Annotated in this window: 20 protein-coding genes and 1 riboswitch; of the genes, 8 read left to right on the top strand and 12 right to left on the bottom strand. The window is 72.3% G+C overall.

The window, feature by feature from the left end; all coding sequences use genetic code 11:
* Positions 1 to 642 precede the first annotated feature (642 nt).
* The 4 genes from NMN56_RS26000 to thiO form a co-directional block, all read right to left on the bottom strand.
* Positions 643 to 2,718 carry a Stk1 family PASTA domain-containing Ser/Thr kinase gene (locus tag NMN56_RS26000; RefSeq protein WP_274041806.1) on the bottom strand — a complete coding sequence of 692 codons (2,076 nt, stop codon included), beginning with the start codon at positions 2,716 to 2,718 and terminating at the stop codon, positions 643 to 645.
* 113 nt (positions 2,719 to 2,831) lie between these two features.
* Complete coding sequence (locus tag NMN56_RS25995) at positions 2,832 to 3,626, bottom strand: thiazole synthase (protein ID WP_274041805.1); 795 nt, start codon at positions 3,624 to 3,626, stop codon at positions 2,832 to 2,834.
* Positions 3,627 to 3,634: 8 nt separating this feature from the next.
* The gene (gene thiS, locus NMN56_RS25990) at positions 3,635 to 3,865 is read right to left on the bottom strand and encodes a sulfur carrier protein ThiS (RefSeq protein ID WP_274041804.1); all 231 of its coding nucleotides are present in this window, start codon (positions 3,863 to 3,865) and stop codon (positions 3,635 to 3,637) included.
* Positions 3,862 to 5,271, bottom strand: a complete 1,410-nt coding sequence (thiO, locus tag NMN56_RS25985) for a glycine oxidase ThiO (RefSeq protein WP_274041803.1) — start codon at positions 5,269 to 5,271, stop codon at positions 3,862 to 3,864. Before thiO ends, thiS begins: the two co-directional genes overlap by 4 nt.
* Positions 5,263 to 5,376: riboswitch (TPP riboswitch) on the bottom strand. Its footprint overlaps the gene before it by 9 nt.
* 159 nt (positions 5,377 to 5,535) lie before the next feature.
* Between thiO and NMN56_RS25980 the strand changes: the two genes are divergently transcribed.
* The 5 genes from NMN56_RS25980 (at position 5,536) to NMN56_RS25960 (ending at position 10,143) form a co-directional block, all read left to right on the top strand.
* Positions 5,536 to 6,729, top strand: coding sequence for an NAD(P)/FAD-dependent oxidoreductase (locus NMN56_RS25980; protein WP_430542710.1), 1,194 nt, complete (start codon positions 5,536 to 5,538; stop codon positions 6,727 to 6,729).
* A 33-nt stretch (positions 6,730 to 6,762) separates the two neighbouring features.
* Positions 6,763 to 7,128, top strand: a complete 366-nt coding sequence (locus tag NMN56_RS25975; protein ID WP_274041801.1) for an Rv2175c family DNA-binding protein — start codon at positions 6,763 to 6,765, stop codon at positions 7,126 to 7,128.
* Between the two features lie 133 nt (positions 7,129 to 7,261).
* Complete coding sequence (thiE, locus tag NMN56_RS25970) at positions 7,262 to 7,933, top strand: thiamine phosphate synthase (protein WP_274041800.1); 672 nt, start codon at positions 7,262 to 7,264, stop codon at positions 7,931 to 7,933.
* A 142-nt stretch (positions 7,934 to 8,075) separates the two neighbouring features.
* Positions 8,076 to 8,993 (top strand): methylenetetrahydrofolate reductase [NAD(P)H], encoded by a 918-nt coding sequence (gene metF, locus NMN56_RS25965; RefSeq protein ID WP_274041799.1) that lies wholly within the window; start codon positions 8,076 to 8,078, stop codon positions 8,991 to 8,993.
* Positions 8,994 to 9,042: 49 nt separating this feature from the next.
* Positions 9,043 to 10,143: a hypothetical protein gene (locus tag NMN56_RS25960; protein WP_274041798.1), complete on the top strand. Its 1,101-nt coding sequence runs from the start codon at positions 9,043 to 9,045 to the stop codon at positions 10,141 to 10,143.
* On the opposite strand, the gene NMN56_RS25955 is transcribed toward NMN56_RS25960, so the two are convergent.
* From NMN56_RS25955 to NMN56_RS25940, 4 genes are all read right to left on the bottom strand, one after another.
* On the bottom strand, positions 10,137 to 11,606 hold the full coding sequence (locus NMN56_RS25955; RefSeq protein WP_274041797.1) for a phytoene desaturase family protein: 1,470 nt from the start codon (positions 11,604 to 11,606) through the stop codon (positions 10,137 to 10,139). The two genes, NMN56_RS25960 and NMN56_RS25955, sit on opposite strands and share 7 nt — an antisense overlap.
* 454 nt (positions 11,607 to 12,060) lie before the next feature.
* Complete coding sequence (locus NMN56_RS25950; protein ID WP_274041796.1) at positions 12,061 to 12,690, bottom strand: TetR/AcrR family transcriptional regulator; 630 nt, start codon at positions 12,688 to 12,690, stop codon at positions 12,061 to 12,063.
* A 32-nt stretch (positions 12,691 to 12,722) separates the two neighbouring features.
* A complete protein-coding gene (locus tag NMN56_RS25945) occupies positions 12,723 to 14,930 on the bottom strand; it encodes a YhgE/Pip domain-containing protein (protein ID WP_274041795.1) in 2,208 nt (735 codons plus the stop codon).
* On the bottom strand, positions 14,902 to 15,741 hold the full coding sequence (locus tag NMN56_RS25940) for an ATP-binding cassette domain-containing protein (protein ID WP_274041794.1): 840 nt from the start codon (positions 15,739 to 15,741) through the stop codon (positions 14,902 to 14,904). Before NMN56_RS25940 ends, NMN56_RS25945 begins: the two co-directional genes overlap by 29 nt.
* A gap of 205 nt (positions 15,742 to 15,946) precedes the next feature.
* Between NMN56_RS25940 and NMN56_RS25935 the strand changes: the two genes are divergently transcribed.
* From NMN56_RS25935 to NMN56_RS25925, 3 genes are all read left to right on the top strand, one after another.
* Positions 15,947 to 16,537, top strand: a complete 591-nt coding sequence (locus tag NMN56_RS25935) for an SAV_6107 family HEPN domain-containing protein (protein WP_274041793.1) — start codon at positions 15,947 to 15,949, stop codon at positions 16,535 to 16,537.
* Positions 16,538 to 16,632: 95 nt separating this feature from the next.
* Positions 16,633 to 17,409 (top strand): methyltransferase, encoded by a 777-nt coding sequence (locus NMN56_RS25930; protein WP_274041792.1) that lies wholly within the window; start codon positions 16,633 to 16,635, stop codon positions 17,407 to 17,409.
* A 247-nt stretch (positions 17,410 to 17,656) separates the two neighbouring features.
* Positions 17,657 to 18,100 carry a DUF3040 domain-containing protein gene (locus tag NMN56_RS25925; RefSeq protein ID WP_274041791.1) on the top strand — a complete coding sequence of 148 codons (444 nt, stop codon included), beginning with the start codon at positions 17,657 to 17,659 and terminating at the stop codon, positions 18,098 to 18,100.
* Between the two features lie 497 nt (positions 18,101 to 18,597).
* Here NMN56_RS25925 and NMN56_RS25920 read toward each other — a convergent pair whose 3' ends face one another.
* The 4 genes from NMN56_RS25920 to NMN56_RS25905 form a co-directional block, all read right to left on the bottom strand.
* Positions 18,598 to 20,997 carry a transglutaminase TgpA family protein gene (locus NMN56_RS25920; protein WP_274041790.1) on the bottom strand — a complete coding sequence of 800 codons (2,400 nt, stop codon included), beginning with the start codon at positions 20,995 to 20,997 and terminating at the stop codon, positions 18,598 to 18,600.
* The gene (locus NMN56_RS25915; RefSeq protein WP_274041789.1) at positions 20,994 to 22,463 is read right to left on the bottom strand and encodes a DUF58 domain-containing protein; all 1,470 of its coding nucleotides are present in this window, start codon (positions 22,461 to 22,463) and stop codon (positions 20,994 to 20,996) included. Before NMN56_RS25915 ends, NMN56_RS25920 begins: the two co-directional genes overlap by 4 nt.
* Entirely contained in the window at positions 22,463 to 23,578 is a 1,116-nt protein-coding gene (locus NMN56_RS25910) for an AAA family ATPase (RefSeq protein ID WP_274041788.1), read from the bottom strand. The genes NMN56_RS25915 and NMN56_RS25910 overlap by 1 nt, the downstream gene beginning before the upstream one ends.
* Before the next feature lie 129 nt (positions 23,579 to 23,707).
* Positions 23,708 to 24,292 (bottom strand): beta-class carbonic anhydrase, encoded by a 585-nt coding sequence (locus NMN56_RS25905; protein ID WP_274041787.1) that lies wholly within the window; start codon positions 24,290 to 24,292, stop codon positions 23,708 to 23,710.
* Between the last annotated feature and the right edge of the window lie 355 nt (positions 24,293 to 24,647).

Raw genomic sequence — 24,647 nt, 5'->3', positions numbered from 1 at the left:
GAGCGGAACCTTTCCATCGCTGGCGTCGCAGAGGCGGGGAAGCCGGAGAAACGCCGAGTTCTGTTTCCCGGCGCCATGCGACGCTGGCAATTGTTAAAGGGTCCGAAAGTTGAAATCAAAGGTGTGACGTACTACCCGAATGCGGGGCCACCTGACAGGAAAAAGCCGGGGGACGCATTCCATTCCAGGTCGGGACAGTATTCGGCCCCACTAAAGACATTCGTAGGTGACGTGCGTTATATGCCCGGGCTCACATATGAGAGGGGTTTGCGCCACAAAGGGTCACTGTGGATGCGCGCCCTGTTGGTAAGTTTCAGCACTCATCGCGTATGACGGACATATCCGAATCCAGGACCCTGAAACCCCAGGTCACAGCCCTGTGCGGCCCCGGCGAGCGGCGTCCTGAGCCCGATGCGGCGGCAGCCCGTCGCGGGCAATGGACGGTCAGTCGCCGCGTGTGCCGGTCGGCTGCCGCGTGTGCCGGGCGGCCGTACGCCATGAGGAGCCGGATGCACGCCCTGAGGCGCCGGGTGCACGCCCTGCCCTGCGGCATCCCGGGCGTACGGCCCCGCTCGCCCGGGACGTACGGCATGAGGGGCCTCTGGACGTGCGCACTCAGGCGCCCCGTATGTGCGGGGGTGCTCAGCGCAGCCAAATGGTGATGTCGGAGCCACGGGGCGCCTCGTCGTCGCCGTCCGGGTCCTGGTTGAAGACCTTGTCGCCGAAGAAGACCCGCCGCACGGAGACCGTGAAACCGGCCTTCTCCAGCTTCTGACGGGCCTCGTCCTCGCTGCCGCCCTCCACGTCGGGCACCTCGACCATGTCGGGGCCCTTGGAGAGCGTGAGCGTGATCGTGTCGCCCTTCGCGGCCTCGGAGCCCTCGGCGGGTGACTGGCGTGCGACGGTGCCCTTGTCCTCCTCCGAGAAGACGCGCTTGGCCGCGATACGGACCTTCAGGCCCTCGTCGCGCAGCTCCTTCGCCGCGTCGCTCTGCTCGTCCCCGACCAGATCGGGGACCTCGATGGACTCGCCCTTGGAGACGGTGAGCGCGACGGCGGAGCCGGGGCGGCGCTTGGCGCCCGGTGCCGGGTCGGTCGAGATGACGGAGCCCTGCGCGGTCTCCTCGTCGAACCTGCGCTTGACCACACCGGGCTCAAGACCGGCCTTCTTCAGGTCGCGCCTGGCGTTCGAGAGGGGGGTGCCCTTCAGGTCCGGGATCTTCACGACCTCGGGCCCACGCGAGACGGTGAGCGTCACGGAACCCGTCTTCCGGACGCGCTCGCCCGGATTCGGGTCCGAGTCGATGACGTGGCCGCGCTCGACCCGCTCGCTGTAGTCCCGCTCCACCGTCACGTCCAGGCCCGCGTCGGAGAGCGTCTTCGTGGCCTGGGCCTGCGTCTTGTCCAGCACGGGCGGGGTCTGCGTGAACTGTCCCGAGTTGATGTACCAGACGCCCGTGCCCACCAGCAGCACCAGCAGCACACCCAGCGCCACCAGCACACCGAGCCCCGGGCGGCGCTTTCTGCCAGGCCGTACGGGGTCCTGCGGCGCGGGCGGCCCGGACGGCGGGACCGTCAGGCGCGTGGTGTGCGGCAGCGGCTCACTGCCCGGCAGCGGCTCGGCCACAGCGCCGCCCGCCGCACCGGGCGCGATCTGGCCCGCCCCGGCAGCCGGGCGCGGGATCACATACGTACTGGCCTCGTCGCCCGCGTCCCCACCGGCTGTACCGCCCGCCTCGCCGTTCCCTGAGCCGGCCTGCCCCGCCTCGCCGGCGGCCCCGGCGCCGATCGCACCGGCAACGCCGCCGACCACGGAGCCGGCAGCGCCCGGATCGCCCTTCGCACGGGGCGGCACGGCGTCCAGCTCGGTCTCCGACAGCCCGGAGCGGACCGTACGGACCTCGGACAGCATCGCCACGGCGTCGTCGGGCCGCTGCCCGGGGTCACGGGCCGCGGCGCGCGCCACCAGCTCGTCCAGCGCCGTGGCCAGGCCAGGCGCCGCCTCGGACGGCGCCGGCATGTCCTTGTGCAGGTGCAGATACAGCACCTGGGCCGGAGAGCCGCCCGCGTGCGGCTTCGATCCGGTCAGCATCTCGTAGAGCATCACGCCGCACGCGTACAGGTCCGTGCGGGTGTCGGCCGTACCGTTCTCGATCTGCTCGGGCGCCAGGTAGGAGACCGTGCCCAGGATCGAGTCCGTCGTCGCCGACGTCTGGCTGTCCACGGCCCGTACGAGCCCGAAGTCCGCGACCTTCACCCGGCCGTCGTCCCCTATCAGGACGTTCTCGGGCTTCATGTCGCGGTGTACGAGCCCGGCCCTGTGAGCGGCGCCCAGGGCCGCCAGGATGGGCTCCAGCACGTCCAGGGCCGCACGCGGCTGGAGCGCGCCACGCTCCCTGAGCACGTCGCGCAGGGTGCAGCCGGACACGTACTCCATCGCCAGGTAGACGTACGTGCCGTCCGTGCCCTGGTCGAAGACCCCCACCACATTCGGGTGCGACAGCCGCGCGGCCGACTTCGCCTCCCTGATGAAACGGGCCACGAACGCGTCGTCCGTCGCGAGGGACGGGTGCATCACCTTCAGCGCCTGAACGCGGTCCAGGCGTGTGTCCATCGCGCGGTAGACCGTCGCCATGCCCCCGACCGCGATGCGCGCGTCGATGCGGTACCGGCCATCGAGAACCTGGCCGACCAGGGGGTCCTTGAGGGTGGTGTCCATTGCGCAGAGTGTACGAGTCAGCTCCGGCGCCCCGGTCCCGCGGTGCGGGCTACCCGCACGACTGCACCGGAACGGTGACAGCCCCGTGTCCCCTCCGGAGCGGGGCGGGCGCCCTAGAAGGCCGGCCGCTCCGGATCGAGGTGTGCGAGCCCCGCCGTCGGCGAGGACGCCTCGGCGAAGTACCGCCGGGGTATGCGCCCCGCGCGGAAGGCGAGCCGCCCCGCCTCGACCGCGTGCCGCATGCCCTCGGCCATGAGCACGGGCTCCTGGGCCCTGGTGACGGCGGAGGCGAGCATCACGGCCGCACACCCCAGCTCCATGGCGAGGGCCACGTCGGACGCCGTACCGGCGCCGGCGTCGAGAACGACGGGGACCCCGGCCCGCTCGGTGATCAACTGGAAGTTGTGCGGGTTACGGATCCCGAGCCCCGAGCCGATCGGTGACCCGAGGGGCATGATCGCCGCGCATCCGGCGTCTTCCAGCTTGCGCGCCAGAACGGGGTCGTCGTTGGTGTACGGGAGCACGGTGAAGCCGTCGTCCACGAGCGTCTCGGCCGCGTCCAGCAGCTCGACGGGATCGGGCAGCAGCGTGCGCTCGTCCGCGATGACCTCCAGCTTCACCCAGTCCGTACCGAGGGCTTCCCGTGCGAGGCGCGCGGTGAGCACGGCCTCGCCGGCCGTGTAGCAGCCGGCGGTGTTGGGGAGCACACGGATGCCGTGCTTCTCCAGCAGGGAGAGGACGGAACCGGCGACGGTCGGGTCGAGGCGCCGCATCGCGACGGTGGTCAGTTCGGTGCCCGAGGCCAGGAGGGCGCGCTCCATGATGTCGAGGCTGGGCGTTCCCCCCGTGCCCATGATGAGCCGGGAGGTGAAGGTGGTGTCGCCTATGGTCAGCGGGTCGTCGGCCATCGCTGTGTTCAGCCTCCCTGGACTGCGGTCAGTACCTCGATACGGTCGCCCTCGCCGAGCCGCGTCTCCGGCCACTGCCCGCGCGGGACGACGGCCTCGTTGAGCGCGGCGGCGATTCCGGAGGGCGCGGGGGAGAGGGTGCTCACGAGCTGGTCGAGGGTGAGCCCGGCGTCGATGCGGCGGGGTTCACCGTTGACGGAGACGGTCACGTGCGCTGCGGGTGCCTGTGCTGCTGTCATCGGGGCTGCTCCTGGGGCTCCTGGAACGTCTGCTCGTCCGGGGACGACTGGGTGGACCGGGCGGGCCGGGGTGTCTGTGGGGCCTGCGCTGTCCGGGAAGTCCGTGGCGCCTGGAGGTCCTGTGGCGCCTGGCGCCCTGGGGGTGCCCCCGGTGCCTGTGGCGCACCGGCTGCACCGGCTGCCGCGGCCGGGCGCGAGAAGCGCTGCGGGGTGAACGGGCTTGCCAGCGCGGGCAGTTCACCGGTCACCAGCAGTTCGGCCATGATCTCGCCGGTCACGGGGGTGAGCAGTACGCCGTTGCGGTAGTGGCCCGTCGCCAGGTGGAGACCCGGCAGATCCGTGGGGCCGAGCAGCGGTGCGTTGTCGGGTGAGGCAGGCCGCAGCCCCGCGTTGGTCTCGGCCAGCGGCAGCTCCGTCACCCCGGGCACCAGCTCGTGCGCGTCCCGCAGCAACTCGTAGACGCCGCCCGCCGTGACGGTCGTGTCCCAGCCCATCTCCTCGCTGGTGGCGCCGACGACCAGCTCTCCGTTGCCGCGCGGCACCATGTAGAGGGCCCCGCCCCGTACGACGGCGCGCACCGTACGGGAGAGGAACGGGCCGTACGCGCTCTCCGGCATCCGCAGCCGCAGCACCTGCCCCTTGACCGGGCGTACGGGCGGCAGCAGCGCCGGGGGCGTCCCCTCCAGCTGCCCGCTGCGGGAGCCGAGGGCCAGCACCGTCTGCGCCGCCCTCACCTCGGTACCGTCGTCCAGCGCCGCGCCCCGTGCCCGGTCGCTCGCCGTCAGCAGGCGCACGGCGCTCGCCCGCTTCACCGTGACGCCCTCGCGCTCGCAGGCGGCCAGCAGCGCGGCGGCCAGGCGGCGCGGGTCGACCTGGTGGTCGTCGTCCACGCGCAGCCCGCCGCGTACCGAGGGCGCCAGCATCGGCTCCAGGCGGCGGCACTCGCGCCCCGTCAGCCACTCGGGGGCCAGCCCGCAACGCTGTTGCAGCGCGTGCAGGTCGCGCAGATGCGCGCGGTCGTCGGCGTCGAGGGCCACGGCGAGGGTGCCGCACTCGCGCCAGCCGACGGACAGGCCGCTCGCCTCCTCCAACTCCCGTACGAAATCCGGGTAGCGCGCCGCCGAGGCGAGGTTGAGGGAGAGCAGCCCCTCCTCTCCGTAGTGCAGCTCGGTGACGGCGCCGAGCATGCCGGCGGCCACCCGTGCGGCGCCGCGGCCCGGTTCGGGGTCAACGACGGTGACGCGCAGCCCGCGCCGCGCGGCCCGCCATGCGGTGACGAGCCCGATGAGGCCGCCACCGAGCACGAGCACATCGGGGGAGGGCGCGCAGGAGGAGACCGCGGAGGCGGCCGTGGGGGAGGGGTGAGCCGAGGAGGAGGTGGTGGATGCCGGGCCGCGCAGACGCATGCCGCTGCTCCCTTCGCCGGAATGACCCGGATCAGGTTCGGACGGTCGGAGGCCGCCGCAGCCTCCCTCTCAGCCCGGTGCGTCCGGGCTCCCGCGTATTGCCGTTGGTGCCGGGCACCAGCCTACTGCGGGGCCCGCGCGGCCTGTAAGGGGAGTCACAGACGGCGGTGGCCGGAGACCCGGTTTCCCTTGAGCGGCCCGGCATACAGTGATCGGGTGAGTGACAGTCAGAAGCAGCAGAGGGCCGTGATCGTCGGCGCCGGCATGGCGGGCGTACAGACCGCCGTACAACTGCGCGAGCAGGGCTGGCCCGGCGCCGTGCGGCTCATCGGCGCCGAGCCGCACCCGCCGTACGACCGTCCTCCGCTGTCCAAGGCGGTGCTGCTCGGCAAGGGCGACGAGACCGAGATCCCGCACTTCGACATCGACTTCGGGGCGCTCGGCATCGAGGTGGAGCTGGGCAGGGCGGTCACGGGCCTGCGCACGGACGACAGGCTGCTGGAGACCGACGCGGGGCCGGTGCGCTACGACCGTCTCGTGCTCGCCACCGGCGCAGAACCCGTCGCGCTCCCCGGCAGCGAGGGCGTGCCCGGTGTGCACCTGCTGCGCACCCTGGACGACGCCACGCGGCTGCGGCCCGTACTGGCGGCGCGGGGCAGGATCGTGGTCGTCGGCGCCGGGTGGATCGGCGCCGAGTTCGCGACGGCAGCGCGCGAGCGCGGCTGCGGGGTCACGGTCGTGGAGGCGGCGCCGCGCCCGCTGCCGGGAGCGCTGCCCGCCGAGGTGACCGAGCCGATGCGCGCCTGGTACGAGGAGGCGGGCGCCGAGCTGCGTACGGGCGTCGCCGTCGCCTCCGTCGAGCGGGGCGCCGTCGTGCTGTCCGACGGGCAGCGGCTGCCGGCCGACGCGGTCGTCGTCGGTATCGGGGCACGCCCCGCGACGGGGTGGCTGAAGGACTCGGGGGTCGAGCTGGGCCCCGACGGCGCCGTCGTCGCCGACGAGGGCCTGCGCACCTCGGCGCCGTACGTCTACGCGGTCGGCGACTGTGCCTCCTTCCCCTCTCACCGGTACGGCAGGCGGCTGCTGGTGCACCACTGGGACAACGCGCTCCAGGGCCCCCGTACGGTCGCGGCCAACCTCGTGACCGAGGGGCACGCCGACGGGGAGGCCGAGCGCGTCGCCTACGACCCGGTGCCCTACTTCTGGTCGGAGCAGTTCGGCCGCTTCGTACAGTTCGCCGGACACCACGACGCGGGTGACGAACTCGTGTGGCGCGGCACACCGGACGGCGCCGCCTGGTCGGTGTGCTGGCTGCGCGAGGGCAGGCTCGCCGCTGTGCTGGCCGTGGGGCGTCCGCGCGATCTGGCGCAGGGCCGCAAGCTGGTCCAGCAGGGCACGCCCGTCGACAAGGCGCTGGTCGCCGACCCGTCGGTCGCCCTGAAGAAGGCGGCGCGGTAGTGACTGTCGGCGCGGGATGGCACTCTGGAACCCGTGACCGAGATTGACGCAAAGACCGATGCTCTCGTACCCGCCTGGCTCAACCTCCCGGATGCCGCCGAACAGCTCGGGGTCGAAGTGACCCGTGTCCGGCAGCTCGTGAAGGAAGGCCAGCTGATCGCGGTGCGGCGCGGAGAGAACCGTGTGCTCCAGGTGCCCTCCGCCTTCATCGGCGACGGCCGGGTCGTAAAGGGCCTGATGGGCACCATCACGCTGCTGAAGGACGACGGGTTCAGCGACGAAGAGATGCTGGAGTGGCTGTTCACCGAGGACGAGACACTGCCGGGCTCGCCCGTGCAGGCTCTCCGTGAGAACAGGGGCACAGAGGTGAAGCGCCGCGCGCAGGCGCTCGCCGTCTGACACCCCCCGCTCCGGCGCAACCGTACGAGAACGTGCTGTCGCGCCCGGAGCAGGGGCGACACCGTATATCCACCGGGTGCATGGGCAGGCCGCGCGCCGGCCCATGCACCCCTGCCTGGGGGGAACCGCCCACGTGTCCCGCACGCACAGCAGTACGCCCGCCACAGCGCGGGAGCGCCTCGCCGAAGCACGGCTGTATCTGTGCACCGGGGCGCGCAAGGAGCAGGGCGACCTGCCCGAGTTCCTCGACGCCGTCCTCGCGGGCGGGGTCGACATCGTCCAGCTCCGCGACAAGGACATGGAGGCGGGCGAGGAGCTGGAGCACCTCGCCGTCTTCGCCGAGGCATGCCGCCGCCACGGCGCGCTCCTCGCGGTCAACGACCGCGCCGACGTCGCACACGCAGCCGCCTCCGACGTGCTCCACCTCGGCCAGGGCGACCTGCCGGTCCCCGCGGCCCGCGCCCTGCTCGGCGACGACATCCTCATCGGCCGCTCCACCCACGCACCGGCCGAGGCCGATGCGGCGATGACCGAGCCCGGCGTCGACTACTTCTGTACGGGCCCGTGCTGGCCCACTCCCACGAAGCCCGGCCGTTTCGCACCGGGGCTGGATCTCGTCCGTCACACGGCGAAGTCGGCGCCCTCGCGCCCGTGGTTCGCGATCGGCGGCATCGACGCGGAGAACCTCGACGAGGTACTGGACGCGGGAGCGCGCAGGGCCGTCGTCGTACGGGCGATCACGGAGGCGGAGGACCCGGGGGCAGCCGCGGCCTCGCTCGCCGGAAGACTGCGCGAGGCCGCCTGAGCCGGACCCGGGGTCCCTCGCGCTAACACAGCGTGCTTGGCCTGTCCACCAGGTGGACATCAGCCATCCAGGAAACGGGCAGATCCGCTCTTTACGTCTCCTTGTCAAGCCACTCTGCAGGCCAGGCCGTTAGCCTGCACGTATGGCCATCGGTATCTCAGCTCCCAGGACAGACCGTCCGCCGACCGTGCGTGAGCTGCTCGCGAGCGGAGAGCAGTCGTTCTCCTTCGAGTTCTTCGCACCGAAGACCGAGAAGGGTGAGCGCACCCTGTGGGACGCGCTGCGCCGTATCGAAGCGGTGTCGCCGACGTTCGTGTCGGTGACCTACGGCGCAGGCGGCTCCTCCCGCGAGGGCACCGTCCGCAACACCGAGCGCATCGCCACCGAGACCACGCTGACGCCCGTCGCGCACCTCACCGCCGTGAACCACTCGCGGGCCGAGCTGCGCAATGTCATCGGGCAGTACGCCGACGCTGGCATCCGCAACGTGCTCGCCGTGCGTGGTGACCCTCCCGGAGACCCGCTGGGCGAGTGGGTCAGGCACCCCGAAGGGCTCGGCTATGCCTCGGAACTCGTCGAGCTGATCAAGCAGTCGGGCGACTTCTGCGTCGGTGTCGCCGCCTTTCCCGAGATGCACCCGCGTTCCGACAACTGGGAAACGGATGTCCGGCATTTCGTCAACAAGTGCAGGGCAGGCGCCGATTACGCGATCACGCAGATGTTCTTCCGCGCGGAGGACTATCTGAGGCTGCGGGACAAGGCCGTCGCCGCTGGTTGCCAAACTCCCATCATCCCGGAGATCATGCCCGTCACGAACGTGCGGCAGATCGAACGGTTCGCGCAGCTCAGCAATGCGACCATCCCGCAGGAGATGGCCGACCGGCTCCGGGCGGTCGAGGACGACCCCGCGGCTGTACGCTCGGTCGGGATTGAGTACGCCACGGAGTTGTGTGCGAGGCTGATGTCCGAGGGCGTCCCCGGACTGCACTTCATTACCCTCAACCACTCCACGGCGACGCTGGAAATCCACGAGAATCTGGGCCTTAACGAAAGGTCCTAGCCGAGAGAGCTGGCCGGAGCGGCGGCAAGCAGCGGGAAGAGGGGCGTAGATGGGCTGGACGGTCCTCTATATCGCGTTCGGCGTCGTCGCGTTGTGGCTGCTGGGCGAGGTTCTGTTCCAGTACAAGGCCAGACTCCGCTGGCGGCTGCTCGCCTTCGGCGGATTCATGTTCGTCGTGCTGGGCGCCGTGCTGCCCCAGATCCTCGTGATCGGGTTCGGCATCGCGGCGTTCGCCACCGGACAGACCTTCGTCACCCTCTCCTACCGGCAGGGTTTCTCGACCGGCTGGGCACTCGGCGGTTCGCCGGGGTCCAGCCGGCGCCGCCGGGGCCCCGCACCGCGCGAGGCCGACCCGTCACTTGAGGTCTCCGACCTCCAGGCCCACCCCTCCGGAATGCCCCCGGGAATGCCCTCCGAGCCGACCGACGCCTACGGCTACGACGGGTACCAGCAACCGGAACCGGCCACCGCCGGCGCCACCGCTGCCCCGCCCTACGGCGGCGGCGACTTCGCCGGCGGGAACCACCAGGACGGCGACTACTACGGCGGCGGCGAGTACGGCTCCGAGTACGGCGCGTACGGAAACCAGGCCGCCGGGAACCAGCCCTACGCGAACCCGGCGGCGGAGACGCAGACCTACGCACCCCAGCCCGCCGGGACCCAGGCGTACGCCTACGCCGACGACCAGCAGCAGTACGCCGCGTACTCCGACCCGTACGCGGGCTACGACAGCGGCGTCAGCTACGACCCGCAGGGCAACATCACCGGCCAGCAGCCCGCATACGACACCGGCCAGCAGCCCGCATACGACACCGGCCAGCAGCCCGCGTACGACACCGGTCAGCAGCAGCCCGCGTACGACCAGGGATACGCCGACTACGGCAGTTACGCCGACTACGGCTACCAGGCGCCGCAGCCCTCGCAGCCCTCGCAGGAGCAGCAAGCCGCGGCGGGGTGGGCCGCGCCCTACTACCCCGACGTGCCCGAGACACCTCCCGGCGGAGTCTGGGTACCCCAGCAGCGCGACGCGGCCCCGCCGCCCCTGCCCCCCGAGCAGCCCTCGGTCCCGCCCGCGCCGTACGGCTACGACGAGGAGTACCCGCAGTACCCCAACGGCTACTACGGCAGCGACCAGCGCACCGGCTACTGAGAGCCGCGCCAGTCGGCGTCCTGGAACAGCCCGGCGGCCATCGCGCCCGACATGCCCGCCGCTGACAGGCCGCCGCCCGGATGTGACCAGCCGCCCGCGAGCAACAGCCCGGGCAGCGCTGTCTGGTTGGGGGCATGGAGGAAGGCGCCGCCCGCCCCTGGCAGCGCGGGTGCGGGCACCCTGCCGCCGGGCGCCCCGGTCTCCCTCTCGTTGTCGGCCGGCGTCCGCACCTCACGCCACAGCACGCGTGCGACCAGCCCGAGCCCCGCCGCTTCCGTCGCGGCCAGCAGCCGGTCGGCGAGCCGCTCGGCCTCGTCCCCCGCGATCCCGGAACCGGAACCCGTACCGGCCGCAACCGGAACCGACAGCACGGCCGTCTCGCAGCCCTCGGGCGCCAGCGCGGGATCGCCGGGCCGCAGCACGGTCAACGGCTCCCGTGGCGCATCGGCGCGGTGCACGACCGTGCGGTGCGCCGCACCCTCAGGGCGCGCGCCGCGCAGCGCGAGCAGCACCGTGAACCTGGCCGAACCTGGGGTGACACGGTCCGGGCAGCCCGGCGCCGCTGGACCGCCCGCCGCGACGACGGCATCGGCCTCCACGGCCGTACCGTCGGCCAGCCCGAGCCCCGCGGCGCGTCCGTCCTTCTCCCGTACCTCCGTCACCTCCGCACCGAAGCGGAACTCCACGCGGCGCTCCACACAGCGCGCGTACACCGCGTCGGCCAGCTTCCGCATGCCGCCTCGCACGTACCAGGTGCCGAAGGTGTCCTCGATGTACGGCAGCACGGCGGCGCCCGCGGTGGTCGTGGCCGGATCCAGACCGTGCGACCACGCGTAGCTCTCCAGCATCGCGGCCAGTCGGGGGTCCCGCAGTTCGCCGGCCGCCACCTCGGCGAGCGTGGGCCCCGTGGCGCCGGCGCCGCCTGCCCTGAGCGCCCGGGCCAGACGCAGCAGGCCCTTCTTGGGTACCGCCGGGTAGGCCCCGTCGCGCGCGAGCGCCGCGTGCGAGGACGGTTCGTCCCGCAGCGGCTCCTCAAGGAGGGGGCGCCGGGTGGCCTCCCACGCCTCCCTGGCCCGGGTCAGCAGCCCGGCCCAGCGCTCGCCGGCCCCGGCGCCGAGTGCCTCGTCCAGTGCGTCGACGACCTTGCCCCGCGAGGCGTTGGGCAGCGAGACGCCGCTGCCGTCGGGGAAGACATGCCGCGCGGTGAGCGGGACCTGCGTCAACTCGACGCGGTCCTCCAGCTGTTGGCGCCCGGTCTTCACGAACAGGTCGCGGTAGACGGCGGGCAGGTGCAGCAGCCCCGGGCCCGTGTCGAAGGCGAAGCCCTCGCGCTCGAAGCGCCGTACGGCCCCGCCGTAGGTGTCCGAACGCTCATGGACCACGACCTTGTTTCCCGCGACGGCGAGCCGCGCCGCCGTCGCCATCGCGCCCATCCCCGCGCCGATCACCGCAATACGTGCCATGAACAGGGACTCTAGCGACCCGCCCGGCCCGCGGCGGCACCGCCTGAGCCCGCGGCACAAGAGGGCGGTCCGTACCGGTGCGTACGGCTGAGTACTGCTACTCAGGCCCCGGGTTGAGTAGCCGCGCGGATAGGCCCCGACCTGCGCGGACGACAGAGTGGTGCACACGGAAAGGGCGCCGCATCCGGTACCGCCGACACGGGGCTGCGGAACCGCGCGGCGGCCTTTTCCGGGAACCGGGAGACCGGGGGACAACGGGGGTCCACGGGGGGAAGACGGGGGACCCACGGGGGACAGGGGGACACGGGGGAAGACCGGGGGGACAACGGGGGACCCACGGGGGAACAACGGGGGTCCACGGGGGGACACGGGGGAAAGAGGCCGGGACGGCCTCGGTGACCAGCCGCTCTGCGGCGGTCCGGCGCGCGGCGCGATGCCGCCCGGCGCCGCACGGTCACCGGGGCCGTCCCCGGCCACCCACCCGGCCCTGCAACAGCAGTGACAGCGCCCCGTGCACATCCTCCAGCGAGCGCTCCGGCTGAAACGCCTTCCAGTCCAGCGCCGCCACCAGCACCATTCCCACCAGCGCTGCTGCCGTGAGCTGGATGTCGATCTCCTCGCTCAGCTCGCCGGCGGCGACGCCCTCACGCAGTACGCCCTCCACGACGGCGACCGCTTCCTGCCGCACCACCAACAGGGTGTCGTTCCATGCCCTGTTGGTGCGCCACAGCTCCGCCACGTACAGCTGGGTGAAGGCCGGATAGCGGTCGATGAACATCAGCCCCGCGCGGATCATCGCGTCCAGCGCGTCCACCTTGGTGCCGTCGCGCTCCGCCGTCCCCTCGGCCGCGTGCCGCAGATCCGCGCTCAGCAACTCGACGCCGTGCCGCAGCAGTTCCTCGAACAGCTCGGTCTTGCTGGCGAAGTTGTAGTAGACCGTGCCCTTGGCGACACCAGCCCGCTCGGCTATCTCCTCCACCGTGGTCGAGGAGAAGCCCTGCTCGGCGATGAGGGTGACAGCGGCCTGGAAGAGCTTCTCGCGGGTGGCGCTGCGGCTGCGTGAGGTGGTGCGGGCACTCGTCATGCGATCATTCTCCTCTCGGAGCGAGTCTCTCCTCACAGCGAGATCTCCGGACGCAGCCGGTCCAAGGTCCACACTTGCTTGCGGCGTGCGGTGACCGCCGTGAGCGCGAGGGCGCCCACAGTGAACGCGAGCAGGACGGCGCACGCCCTCCACACCGGCCACAGCTCTCCGCCCGTGATCAGGTGCCGCAGCCCCTCGACCACGTAGCTCATGGGCAGGAACGGGTGCAGCGCGTTGAAGAAGCCGGGACTGGTCTGGATCGGATATGTGCCTCCGGCCGAGGTGAGCTGGAGCATCAGCATGGCCAGTACCAGGATCCGGCCGGCGGGGCCGAAGCGCGCGTTCAGGAACTGCACGATCGTGGTGAAGCACGCCGTGACCAGCATCAGGAAGCCCACCGTGCCGGCGCCGCGCGCCATCTCCAGGCCGAGCCCCCAGTGCAGCACGCTCATCAGCGCGCCCACCTGGGCTGCCCCGATCGCGGCCACGGGCAGCCAGCCGGCCACCGCGATCCGCCAGGCCGGTGCCCCGGCGGCGAGCGCGCGCTTGTTGAGCGGCTGGAGCAGCATGTACGCGATCATCGCGCCGACCCAGAGGGAGAGCGGGATGAAGTACGGCGCGAAACCCGTGCCGTAGTTGGGCGCCTCGTGCGCCTTGTCCGAGGACAGCCCGACCGGGTCGGCCATCACGCCGGTACGGTCGTCGCGCTCCTTCTTGCCGTAGTCCGGGATCTGCTTGGCGCCGTCGTGCAGGCCGCCCGCGAGCTTGCCCGAGCCGTCGGCCAGCTTGAACAGGCCGCCGTCGAGCGAGACGGCGCCGTCGCTCAGCCTGCCGAGGCCCGAATCGAGGTCGGCTGCGCCGGTCTTGGCGGTGCCGAGGCCCGCGTGCAGCGTGCCCGCGCCCTGGGAGACCTGGTGCGCGCCCTTGTTGAGCTTGTCGATCTGCTGGACGGCGCTGTCCACGTCCTGCTGGAGATGGGGGGCGCGCTGGGCGAGGAGGGTGGCCTTCTCGTTGAGGTCGTCGAGGTGGCCGCCGAGGTCGTCGAGGTTCTTCTCGTTCTTGACGAAGCCGTTGACGTCCTTGGCCACACCGGCGGACCGCTCGGCCGCCTCGGCCGCCTTCTTCAACTCCGTGCACGAGTCGCCCTGACCGGCCGCGCCCCCGCCGGGTCCACCGGCCCCACCGGCTCCGGCAGCGGGCTTGTCCGCCGTGCCGGCGCCCGGCGTGCCCGTACCTTCCGTGCCCGGCTTGGCCGGTGCTCCGGTGCCCTGGGTGCCGCCGCCCTTCTCGCAGCGCGTCTTGTGGAGCGTCGCGAGCGTGTCGGCTGCCCTGCGTGAGTCGGTCTGCGCGCGCTCGGCCGCGCCCGGCAGCTTGCCGAGGTTCTCCTTGAGCGTCTTGCTGGTGTCCGCGACCCCGCGTGCCGCCTTGCCGATCTCGTCGCTGTGGTCCCGCAGGAACGGGCGTACGTCGTCGGCGGCGCCGTTCACCTTGTCGGCCAGCTTCTGGGTGCCCGTGGCGACCTGGCCGGCGCCCTTCTTGAGGCTGCCGGCGCCCGTGTGCAGCCTGTCCGTTCCGCTCTTCAGGTCGCCGCTGCCGTCCTCGGCGTCCGAGAGGCCGTTCTTCAGCTCACCCGCGCCCTTCTTGGCCTTGCCGATGCCGTCACCGAGGTCGTCGGCTCCCTTGGCCGCCTCGGCGGTCTTGCCGTGCAGGGTGGAGAACGAGACGTAGATCTTGTCGTAGAAGCCGCGCGACGCCTTGCTGGAGGCGGCTGAGCGCACCTCGGAGAAGACGGAACGGGAGATCTGGCCGACTATGTAGTTGTTCGCATCGTTGGCGCGCACCTTGAGTGCACCGGTCTCGGGGGAGTCGCCCGAGCTGGATGACACCCTCTTGCTGAAGTCGGAGGGAATGGTCAGCGACAAGTAGTAGCGCCCTTCCTCGACGCCCTTGCGCGCCTCGGCCGCGCTGGTCTCCTGCCAGTCGAACGTTCCGCTGTCGTGCAGCCCCTTGACGATCGAACCGCCCGCTTCGACGTCCTCGCCCTTGACATGGGCGCCCTGGTCGTCGTTCACGAGCGCGACCGGGATCTTGTCCAGGCGGTCGTACGGGTCCCAGAAGGACCACAGGTAGAGCGCGCCGTACAGCAGCGGGAGCAGCAGCATGGCCGCCATCGCCGCGCGCGGCAGCCTCCCCCTGCCGAACCGCTTCAGCTCAAGCGCGGCTAGCCTCGGCGAGCGCATCGGCCGCCTCCCCCTTCTCGTCGTCCTCAGTGGTGTCGTCGCCCGCAGGCGCTGAACCGTCCGCGCCGCCGGAACCGGCCGTGCCCGCCGCGTCTGCCGGCTCCGTGTCCGTACGGACCACGACCGCGCCCACGTCCTCGCCCGGTGGCTCGCTGCACACGGCGAGCACCGTCGTGCCGCTGTCGGCGAGGGAGCGCGCCATGGCCCACGCCTCGGCCCTCTCGCTCTCCGAGAGCTTCAGATCGAGGTCGTCGACGGCCAGCAGCCGCGGCCGGCCGAGCATCGCGAGCGCGACCGACAGCCGCAGCTCCTCCAGCCGCCCCAGGTCCCGTACGGAGGTGCGCCCGCCCCGTGGCAGCGTGTCCAGGTCGAGCCCGGCGGCGTCCAGTGCGGCCTCCAGCCGTGCACGGCTCGCCGCGGCACGTTCCCGGCGCGGGCGCAGGAGCGAGCGCAGCGAGCTGCCGAACCTCCGCTGGAGCAGCACGCGTTCGCGGAGCTGCTCGGTGACGGTGAGCGCCGGATCGAGGTCGTTGACGCCCGGTACGGGCCCCAGTGCGCTGATCCGGCGTACGGCGGCGAGCCGCTTGGGCAGCGGGTGCCCCGCGATTTTGGCGTGCCCCTCGGTGGCCTTCATCCGGCCGGTGAGCGCGAGCAGCAGGCAGGTGCGCCCGGACCCGGAAGGTCCCGCCACGGCGAGCAGTGCCCCCGCGTCGGCGGAGAAGCTCACGCCGCTGAACACCCGCCCGCGCGGCCCCTTCAGCCCGAAGCCGTCCGCCGAGACGGCGGCCCCCGTATCCCGGCTCTCCGTCACGGGTTTCCCTCCCTGATTTCTTTGGACTGACCGGTCAGTCCAAAGTATGCAACACCGGTCACCGCCCCGGCCAATCGCCCCCGTGTACCCGCGAAGCGCGGCGTTTGCGCAGGTCAGGGCGGATTGTCAGTGGCGTGCGTCACGATGTGCACATACGGCCGATTCCTCAGAACCGGCAACCGCCGACGGGAGGTTGATTCACGTGATGCGACCTTCTCGGGGACCGCGACCCGCGCCCCCGTATCCGAGTGCCACCCCTGCCAGCCGTATCGACCAGACCCAGGACGTCCACCCCGTACTGCGCAGAGCCACGGCCCCACCGGCAGCCCTCGACCTCCTCGCGCAGGCCCAGCACAACCTCGACGAGGCCCTCACCCTGGAGACCGCCAACGAGCGGTACGCCACGGCCCACCTCGCTGCCCTGCGCACGGCCGCCGCCGTCCTCGCCGTGCGCGGCAGGCCCGAGCTGGAGGCGGCCCGCAGGGGAGGCCCCCCGCGCCGCACCCGCAGGCCCGGCATCCGCAGCGCGTGGGAGGTGCTCCCCGAGGTCGCACCCGAACTGGCCGAGTGGAGCGCGCTGTTCGCCTCCGGAGCGCCCCGCCGCGCCCGCGCGGAGGCCGGCATCAACGGCGCGGCGAGCTGGCGCGAGGCCGACGACCTCGTCAGGGACGCGGAGATGTTCCTGCGTCTGGTCGAGCGCATGCTCGTCTCCCAGCCGGCACTCCCGCACCCCCGTGTGGCACCCGCCGACGACCAGCACGCCGACAGACCCCCGCCGCGGCGCCGCGCCGGCTGAGCGGGGGCCGCGGCCCGGCGGTCGACCGGCGGATCGCGGTGGCTCCAGAGGCAATAGGGTGGGTAATGCCCGTCACTGAGCCGAGGAGCAGCCGCATGTCCCGCCCCAGCGCATCACTCCGTACAGCCGTGGTCTGGGAGGTCCTGCGAGGAGCGCTCGATCAGCGGGCCAAGCTGTCGGACCGCGCCGAGCTGGCGGTCCTGGACACCGGAGGCGGCACGGGCAACTTCGCCGTGCCCGCCGCGCGCCTGGGCCACCGCGTCACCGTCGTCGACCCGAGCCCCAACGCGCTCTTCGCGTTGGAGCGCCGCGCGGCCGAGGCCGGAGTGGCCGACCGGGTACGCGGAGTCCAGGGTGACGCACGGGGCCTCTTCGACGTCGCCGAGCGCGGCGCCTACGACGCGGTCCTGTGTCACGGCGTCCTGGAGTACGTGGACGACCCGGCCGAGGGCGCCCGTAACGCGGTGGCCGCGCTGCGCCCCGACGGCGGCACGCTCAGCGTGCTCGCCTCCGGACTGGGCGGAGCCGTACTCGGGCGGGCCCTCGCCGGCCACTTCACGGAGGCACGGCAGGCGCTCACCTCGCCCGGCGGGCGCTGGGGCGAGGGCGACCCGATGCCACGCCGCTTCACTCCCGAGCAGCTCACGGCCCTGATCACCGGCACGGGCCTGGACGTCGTCTCCGTGCACGGAGTGCGGGTCTTCGCCGACCTGGTGCCGGGCGCACTGGTGGACACCGAGCCCGACGCACTGGACGCGCTCGCACGCCTGGAGGCGGCTGCCGCCGAGCTGCCCGCCTTCCAGTCCGTCGCCAGCCAGCTCCACGTCCTCGCGCAAGTGCCGCCCCGCGCGGCGCCCGCCGCGGGTGGCTGACGAGCAGGGGACTGGCTCTCGCCCGCCCGATCATCAGCTACGCGCCGTATGATCGAGGCACACCGTCCGGCATGGCGGAAAGGTGGTGAGGGAATGTACGGAACACGTCGCTCAGCGCCACCGTCCGGCATCTCGGGCTTGGTGGGAGGAATTGGCGTAGAGGGGCGGGTTTCACGGGGGCGATTCCCTGCCTATCCTTGAAGGGTCGCATCCGGTCGCCCCCGCGACCGACGAGTAGGAGGACTCCGTGCCGCTCTCTGAGCACGAGCAGCGGATGCTCGAGCAGATGGAGCGAGCGCTGTACGCCGAAGATCCCAAGTTCGCGACAGCGCTCGAGGGAAGTGAGCTGCGCCGGTACACCCGCAAGCGGGTCTACCAAGCGATCGCGGGCTTTCTGGTGGGTATCGCGCTCCTTATGGCCGGTATGGTCGCGCAGCAGGTCTGGGTCAGCGTCGTGGGATTCCTCGTGATGCTCGGATGTGCCGTGCTCGCGGTAACAGGATGGCGCAAGGCCCCCAAGGCCGGTGAGCAGCAGGGCGAGGGTCAGCCGAAGCAGGACGCCGGTGGCGGCGCCGGCGGCAGCGGCTCGGCGGGCGGGCAGCAGGCCCGCAGGCAGTCCAGGGGCCGCCGGTCGATGATGAACCGTATCGAGGAGCGCTGGCAGCGCCGCCGCGACGAGGGCCAGCACTGAGTGCGCTCGCGCGCCGGCAGACCGCCACATCGACCACACCGATGAAACGAGACGGTGGGTCACGGAGACCGTGAGCCACTGAGTCACCGACACGGTGACGAGAGCGCCAACGAGAGCGGCCCCGGGAGCGCCCGGGGCCGCTCTCGTGCGACCGGGCCCTTGCGCGTGCTGTGTGACCGGGGCCGGTCCTCCACGCGTGCGCACCGGGCTTCTCGCGCGCACCGGGCCCCTTGCGCGTGCCCGCCCCTTGCGCGTGCCGTGCGACCCGGATGCTTGCGTGGTGCCGCGCCGCTTGCGTGTGCGTACGGCTGGGCGCCGCGCCCCGCATGCGCCGGGGCCGGGGCCGGAGGACCGGAGGGGCTGTGGTTCCGGCGTCTCCGGCGTTCCCCATGGCCCGCCCGCGGCGGCAGGCCGAAAGGGCGCTCGCCGTACCGGAGTTGGGGTGCCCGGTTCCGGTACGGCGAGCGTGCGGGACGTGCGGAGCGCGGGGCCGGACGCTACTTCGAGGCGAAGCGCAGGCGCAGGGCGCCTGCCCAGCGGGTCCGCAGAGCCGTCCAGCGCCGTGAGGTGTCCCAGCGCAGCCTGGCCGTCGACGGCGGCAGCAGCAGGGCCCGCAGGCGCAGGCGGCGCGGCGCCGCCTCGCCGAGGCCGGCGCGTACCCGGCGTACGTCGTCGGCCAGACCCGTCGCGGGGCGTGGTGCGGGCGCGTAGAGCACCTGTTCCACCGCGAGGGCCAGCCGGTGCGCCGCCTCGGCCTCCGGTTCCTTCAGCTCGCCGATACGGGCGATGCGCGCTGCGGCCGTGCGCGGGGTCGCCGAGTCCTCCGGGACGACACCGTGGTCCCAGCCGGAGTCGATCAGTTCGCGCCAGGCGTCCAGCACGCTCTCCGTCACCGCCTCAGGGGTGTGGAGCGGGTGGGGCCGCAGCCGCTTGGAGCGCCTCCTCACCCGCCACAGCAACGGCAGCAGGGGGAGGCCCAGCACGACGAGCGCCGCGGCGGCCGACCACGCGACGGTGCCCGTGGGGAAGCCGCCGCCCTGGCCGCTGTCCGGGGGCTGTACGAGGGCGCCGCACTCCGGGTCGGCCCGCTTCTCCTCGGTCGTGCACGTGTCCGAGGACGAAGCGCTCGGCGAGGGCGAGTCGCTCTGGCCCCTTTCGGGGAGCCGCTCCTGCGGGTTCTGGCTGGCGTCGGGGGAGTCGGGCTGCGCGTACGGGGGCGTCGTGCCCCGGGTCGGCGTGGGCTCGAAGCGCGTCCAGCCGACGCCCTCGAAGTACAGCTCGGGCCAGGCGTGCGCGTCCTGGAGACCGATCTCCATCTTCCCGTCGCCGCCCGCCGTCCCGGGGGTGAAGCCCACGGCGACCCGTGCGGGGATGCCGAGGGTGCGCGCCATGGAGGCCATCGCGAAGGAGAAGTGGATGCAGAAGCCTTCCTTCTGCTCCAGGAAGTTGGCGATGGCCGCCGTACCGCTGCCCGAGCGCACCTGGGTGTCGTAGGTGAAGCCGCCCTTCTCGGCGAACCAGTCCTGGAGCATCACCGCGCGCTCGTAGTCGTCCTTGGCGTTACGGGTGACCTTGCGCGCCGTCTCGTTCACCACCGAAGGCAGCGACTCGGGGACGTCGGTGTACTCGCGCTTGAGGTCGGCCGGCGGCTCGGGCGCGTCCCTGAGCTGCTCGGCCGTGGGCTGCACCACGAGGTTCTCCACGTCGTAGCGCGCGCCGCGCGTCGTCTGGCCCTCGTAGCCCACGAGAGTGCGGCCCTCCGGTTCGAAGCGCCACTTTCCCTCAACGCGTACGCGGCTGGCGGGGAACGGCATCGGCAGCCAGTCCTGTGCGTACCAGTCGGCGGCCGTGATCGTGCTGCGTACCTTCGTCGTCCGTACGTCGGGGGACAGGCCGTTCGGGGTGGGCAGCGTGTCGGGGACCTCGCCGATGCGCCGCTCGGAAGGCTTCCATGCCGAGCCGTCGAATTTGTCCAGCGCGACGATGCGCATGTACAGCTCTTGCGTCTCCTCGGTGTCCGTCTTGTACGTGAGCGCCGTACGGTTCTCCGGCTGGTTGAGGCTGTCCTGGAGCGCCACCAGCGGGTTGACGGCCGAGACCGTGCCGCCCCCGCTGTTGCCGCCGCCTCCGCCCTTTTCCCGTGCCGCGTCCAGCAGGCCGCCGCTGAGCGAGGGCAGCACGGCGGGCACGACCAGCGAGATGCCCAGCGCGAGCGCGCCGATCCGCCGCCCCGTACGGACCGGGGCGACGGCGGGGCCGCCCACAGCGCCCGGCTGGTAAGGGGCCGAGCCGGGGCGGGAACGGTCGGCGAAGATCCGCCCCCACTGCGAGAGCCGCTCGCGCCCCTCGGCCAGCAGAAGCAGCAGATAGCCGCCGGCGGCGCACAGGAACCACAGCCAGCGGGCGCCGCCCTGGGAGAGCCCGGCCGCCACCGAGTAGAGCGCGAGCAGCGGCAGCCCCGCGGGCGCCGCACTGCGGTACGTCACCGCGAGCGCGTCCACCAGCAGGCCGATGACCAGCACACCGCCGACCAGCAGCAACCTGATCCCGTCCGTGAGCGGCGCGGGTATCGCGAACCTGCTCACGTCCTGCGTGCCCTGGGTGAGCAGCGTCCCGAACTGCTCGAAGACGTCCGGTCCCGGCAGCACCCCGCCCAGCGCCTCCTGGCGCGTGAACATCAGGACGAGCAGCAGCAGCGAGACGCACGCCTGGAGCACCACGGTCACGGGCCTGGCCAGCGGCACCCTGCGCGCCGCCGCGCCCACCCCCGTCTGCACGGTCACCAGCAGCGCTGCCTGGAGCAGCCACGTCGCCGAGTCCACCAGCGGCAGCAGCGCACAGGAAGCGGCCAGGGTCGCCAGGGCGGCGCACAGCGCGAGCCGCACCCTCCCGCTCATCGCTCCAGTCCCTTCACGCTCGACTTGTCGGCCTCCAACCACAGCCCGTTCAGGGCGATGCCGGGCCCGCCCACCTGGGCCGTCCACCCCGCGTCCCGCAGCGCGCGCAGCGCCGTCTCCGGGCCGGGGTCCGCCATGGCGGGAGTCTCGGGTGCCACCGGGGCGGCCTCGGCGGCGGGCACCTGGGCCGGTCCGGCGACGAAGGCCACGGCGCGGTTCGTACGCTGCCGCATCCGGCCCACCGTGACCGCCTGCTCCTCGTCGAGCGCCCCGAGGAAGCCGACCAGCAGCCCCTCGGTGCCGACCATGCCGCCGCGCAGCGCGTCGTAGGCGGCGGAGAGGCCGTGCTCGGCGGAGTGCTCGACGACGGCCAGCGTGTCCAGGAGCAGCCCTGCCGTGTCCGAGGAGTCGGCAGCGAACGTGCCGCCCTCGGGCCCTGGCGTCATGGCGCCCGTGTCGGTCAGCAGGCGGACGGCGAAGCCGCGCTCCAGCAGGTGCAGGCAGACCGACGCCGCACCCGCGACGGCCCACTCGAAGGGCGAGTCGGGGCCCGAACCCGCGTAGGCGGAGCGCCGGGTGTCCAGGAGCACGGTGCAGCGTGCCTTCTGCGGCTGCTCCTCGCGGCGCACCATCAGCTCGCCGTAACGCGCTGTCGAACGCCAGTGGACCCGGCGCAGGTCGTCGCCGTGCCGGTAGCCGCGCGGGATCACGTCGTCCTCACCGGCCAGCGCGAGAGAGCGCTGCCTGCCCTCCCCGTAACCGCTGGTCTCGCCCGAGAGCCGCCCCGGCACCAGCGCCTCAACGGGAGGGACGACGGTGAGGGTGTCGAACGTGCTGAAGGAGCGCGTCAGTTCGCACATGCCGAACGGGTCGGTCAGCCGTAGCTGGAGCGGCCCGAGCGGATAGCGCCCGCGCAGGTCCGAGCGCACGCGGTACGACACCTCGCGCCGCCCTCCCGGTTCCACCCTGTCCAGTACGAAGCGCGGGCGCGGGCCCAGTACATAGGGCACCCGGTCCTGGAGCATCAGCAGGCCGGTGGGCAGCCGCGAGACGTTGTCGATCCGCAGGTGTACCCGGGCCTCCGAGCGCGCCGGCACCCGCGAGGGCGACAGCCGCCGGGAGCCCGCGACCCGGTAGCGGGTGCGGTGCAGCACCAGCACGCACACCAGCGGCAGCACAGCGAGCAGCAACCCGACCCGCAGGAGTTCGTCCTGGCCCAGCGCGTAGGCGCAGACGCCGGCGGCGAGCCCGGCGGCCAGGAAGGACCTGCCCCGCGTGGTCAGCCCACCGAACGCCGTCCGCAGCGAGCCCCGCGTCTCCTGTCCCGACTGGCCGGACTGTCCGGACTGGTTCGCTTGACCGGGCTGACCGGGCTGACCGGGCTGACCGTGCCGGCCCACCTGGTGCGCGTCGGGTGCGCCGGGTGCCTGGGGAGCGCTGGAGTACGAGGCCGGTCCAGCGGCCATCAGTACCCCCGCGGCTGCCCGGGCTGCTGCGGCCCGCCGTGGGGATGCCCTGGCTGGTGCCCGCCGGGCTGCGCCTGCCCGGCCTGCGGCTGTCCGCGGCCCGGCTGCTGCCCGTACGGGTGAGGCGGTGTGCCGGGCACCGGCGGCGGGCCCACGGCGGGTACGGGCACGCGCTGCACGATCTCGGTGACCACCTGCTCCGCCGTACGCCGGTTCAACTGCGCCTGCGCCGTGGGCAGCAGACGGTGTGCCAGCACGGGAACGGCCAGCGACTGCACATCGTCCGGCAGCGCGAACTCACGCCCCGAGAGCGCGGCCGTCGCCTTGGCGGCGCGCACCAGATGGAGCGTCGCACGCGGCGAGGCGCCCAGCCGCAGATCGGGGTGCGAGCGGGTCGCGGCGACCAGATCGACCGCGTACCGCCGTACCGCGTCCGAGACATGGACGCCCCGTACGGTCTCGACGAGCTTGATGATCTCGTGCGCGTGCGCGACCGGCTGGAGGTCCTCCAGGGGCGAGGCCCCGCCGTGCACGTCGAGCATCTCCAGCTCGGCCGCCGGGCTCGGGTAGCCGATGGAGACCCTGGCCATGAAACGGTCCCGCTGTGCCTCGGGGAGCGGGTAGGTGCCCTCCATCTCCACCGGGTTCTGCGTGGCCACCACCATGAACGGGTCGGGCAGCTCGTAGGTCTGCCCGTCGATGGTGACCTGCCGCTCCTCCATCGACTCCAGCAGCGCCGACTGCGTCTTGGGCGAGGCGCGGTTGATCTCGTCGCCGATGACGATCTGTGCGAAGACGGCGCCCGGCTTGAACTCGAAGTCCTGGCGCTGCTGGTCGTAGACGCTGACCCCCGTGATGTCGGAGGGCAGCAGGTCGGGCGTGAACTGGATGCGCCGTACCGAGCAGTCGATGGATCTCGCCAGCGCCTTGGCGAGCATCGTCTTGCCGACGCCGGGGACATCCTCGATCAGGAGGTGCCCCTCGGCGAGGAGCACTGTCAAAGAGAGCCTGACGACCTCGGGTTTCCCCTCGATCACCGACTCAACGGAGCGGCGTACCTCACCCGCTGTGGTGCTCAGATCGCTAAGGTTCGCTCGCTCGTCATAGGTCGTCACCGGCCCTCCTCGGCCCCATCCCCGCTGTACGTACCCGCCGCGCTCGTCGCGTCTGCCGCGTGAATCGCCGTCGCTCCGCGAGTTCTGCTGTGTGCGTCCTCGTATTCTTCACGGTCACAAGGCTGTTCGTCACTCTCCCCGGGGCATCCCGGGGTCGATCTCACGCAGCAGACCCGTCTTCACATCGAAGACGAAGCCCCGCACATCATCCCTGTGCGGCAGGAAAGGCGAGGTACGCACCCGCTGCATCGACTGGCGCACGTCCTGATCCAGGTCCTTGAAGGACTCGACCGCCCAGGACGGCCGCTGGCCCACCTCCAGCTCCAACTCGTGACGGAAGTCCTCGGTGAGGCTGAGCAGCCCGCAGTCGGTGTGGTGGATGAGTACCACGGAACGGGTGCCCAGCGCGCGCTGGCTGATGGTCAGGGAACGGATGATGTCGTCGGTGACGACGCCGCCCGCGTTGCGGATGGTGTGGCAGTCGCCGAGCTCCAGGCCCAGTGCCTCGTGCAGGTCGAGCCGTGCGTCCATGCACGCCACGACGGCCACCTGCCGTACGGGCCTGGCGTCCATGCCGGGGTCGGTGAAGTCGCGCGCGTAGTTCCTGTTCGCCTCCACGAGGCGTTCGGTCACGGACGAGGCACGCTGCCCTTCCTCCGGGCGGGAGCTGTCCTCGGGGGGAAGGGGCTGTGACGGGGACGTGGATATCGACATGTGTACGACGGTAGACGCAGCCGGGGCGCACGGCCTGCCCGGAGGGTGGCGAAAGCGGTCAGCCGAGTGTGATGTGAGGTAACCCACAGGCACCACCGTGACCTCCCTCATCCGGCGGACAGCACCCCGGTGACCGGGTTGTCAGCCGCTGTCGGGACGCGCCTTGTCCCGTAGTTGACCGAGGGGACGAGTGGACTAAAGTGACGCGAAGTGGGAGGCGCTTTCTCCCCAAGGAACCCCGATTCCCCTCGCGTGCGCGGGCGTGCACGTGCGGCTCGGCCTCCTCCCGCTCCCGGCCCTCCGACGCCTCTCCGGCGGAGGCGGGCCACTCCCCTTCGAGCGGGCGGGGACCAAG

This window comes from Streptomyces iconiensis, assembly GCF_028657195.3.
Classification (GTDB): Bacteria; Actinomycetota; Actinomycetes; order Streptomycetales; family Streptomycetaceae; genus Streptomyces; species Streptomyces iconiensis.
The sequence above is the reverse complement of the archived record's forward strand: the minus strand, read 5'-3'. Positions and strand labels throughout refer to the sequence as shown.

What these genes read in the sequence shown, in the direction of transcription:
- NMN56_RS26000 (WP_274041806.1), bottom strand. Translation starts at nt 2,718, where the DNA reads ATGGACACCACCCTCAAGGACCCCCTGGTCGGCCAGGTTCTCGATGGC.
- NMN56_RS25995 (WP_274041805.1), bottom strand. Translation starts at nt 3,626, where the DNA reads ATGGCCGACGACCCGCTGACCATAGGCGACACCACCTTCACCTCCCGG.
- thiS (WP_274041804.1), bottom strand. Translation starts at nt 3,865, where the DNA reads ATGACAGCAGCACAGGCACCCGCAGCGCACGTGACCGTCTCCGTCAAC.
- thiO (WP_274041803.1), bottom strand. Translation starts at nt 5,271, where the DNA reads ATGCGTCTGCGCGGCCCGGCATCCACCACCTCCTCCTCGGCTCACCCC.
- NMN56_RS25980 (WP_430542710.1), top strand. Translation starts at nt 5,536, where the DNA reads ATGGCGGGCGTACAGACCGCCGTACAACTGCGCGAGCAGGGCTGGCCC.
- metF (WP_274041799.1), top strand. Translation starts at nt 8,076, where the DNA reads ATGGCCATCGGTATCTCAGCTCCCAGGACAGACCGTCCGCCGACCGTG.
- NMN56_RS25960 (WP_274041798.1), top strand. Translation starts at nt 9,043, where the DNA reads ATGGGCTGGACGGTCCTCTATATCGCGTTCGGCGTCGTCGCGTTGTGG.
- NMN56_RS25955 (WP_274041797.1), bottom strand. Translation starts at nt 11,606, where the DNA reads ATGGCACGTATTGCGGTGATCGGCGCGGGGATGGGCGCGATGGCGACG.
- NMN56_RS25950 (WP_274041796.1), bottom strand. Translation starts at nt 12,690, where the DNA reads ATGACGAGTGCCCGCACCACCTCACGCAGCCGCAGCGCCACCCGCGAG.
- NMN56_RS25945 (WP_274041795.1), bottom strand. Translation starts at nt 14,930, where the DNA reads ATGCGCTCGCCGAGGCTAGCCGCGCTTGAGCTGAAGCGGTTCGGCAGG.
- NMN56_RS25935 (WP_274041793.1), top strand. Translation starts at nt 15,947, where the DNA reads ATGCGACCTTCTCGGGGACCGCGACCCGCGCCCCCGTATCCGAGTGCC.
- NMN56_RS25930 (WP_274041792.1), top strand. Translation starts at nt 16,633, where the DNA reads ATGTCCCGCCCCAGCGCATCACTCCGTACAGCCGTGGTCTGGGAGGTC.
- NMN56_RS25920 (WP_274041790.1), bottom strand. Translation starts at nt 20,997, where the DNA reads ATGAGCGGGAGGGTGCGGCTCGCGCTGTGCGCCGCCCTGGCGACCCTG.
- NMN56_RS25915 (WP_274041789.1), bottom strand. Translation starts at nt 22,463, where the DNA reads ATGGCCGCTGGACCGGCCTCGTACTCCAGCGCTCCCCAGGCACCCGGC.
- NMN56_RS25905 (WP_274041787.1), bottom strand. Translation starts at nt 24,292, where the DNA reads ATGTCGATATCCACGTCCCCGTCACAGCCCCTTCCCCCCGAGGACAGC.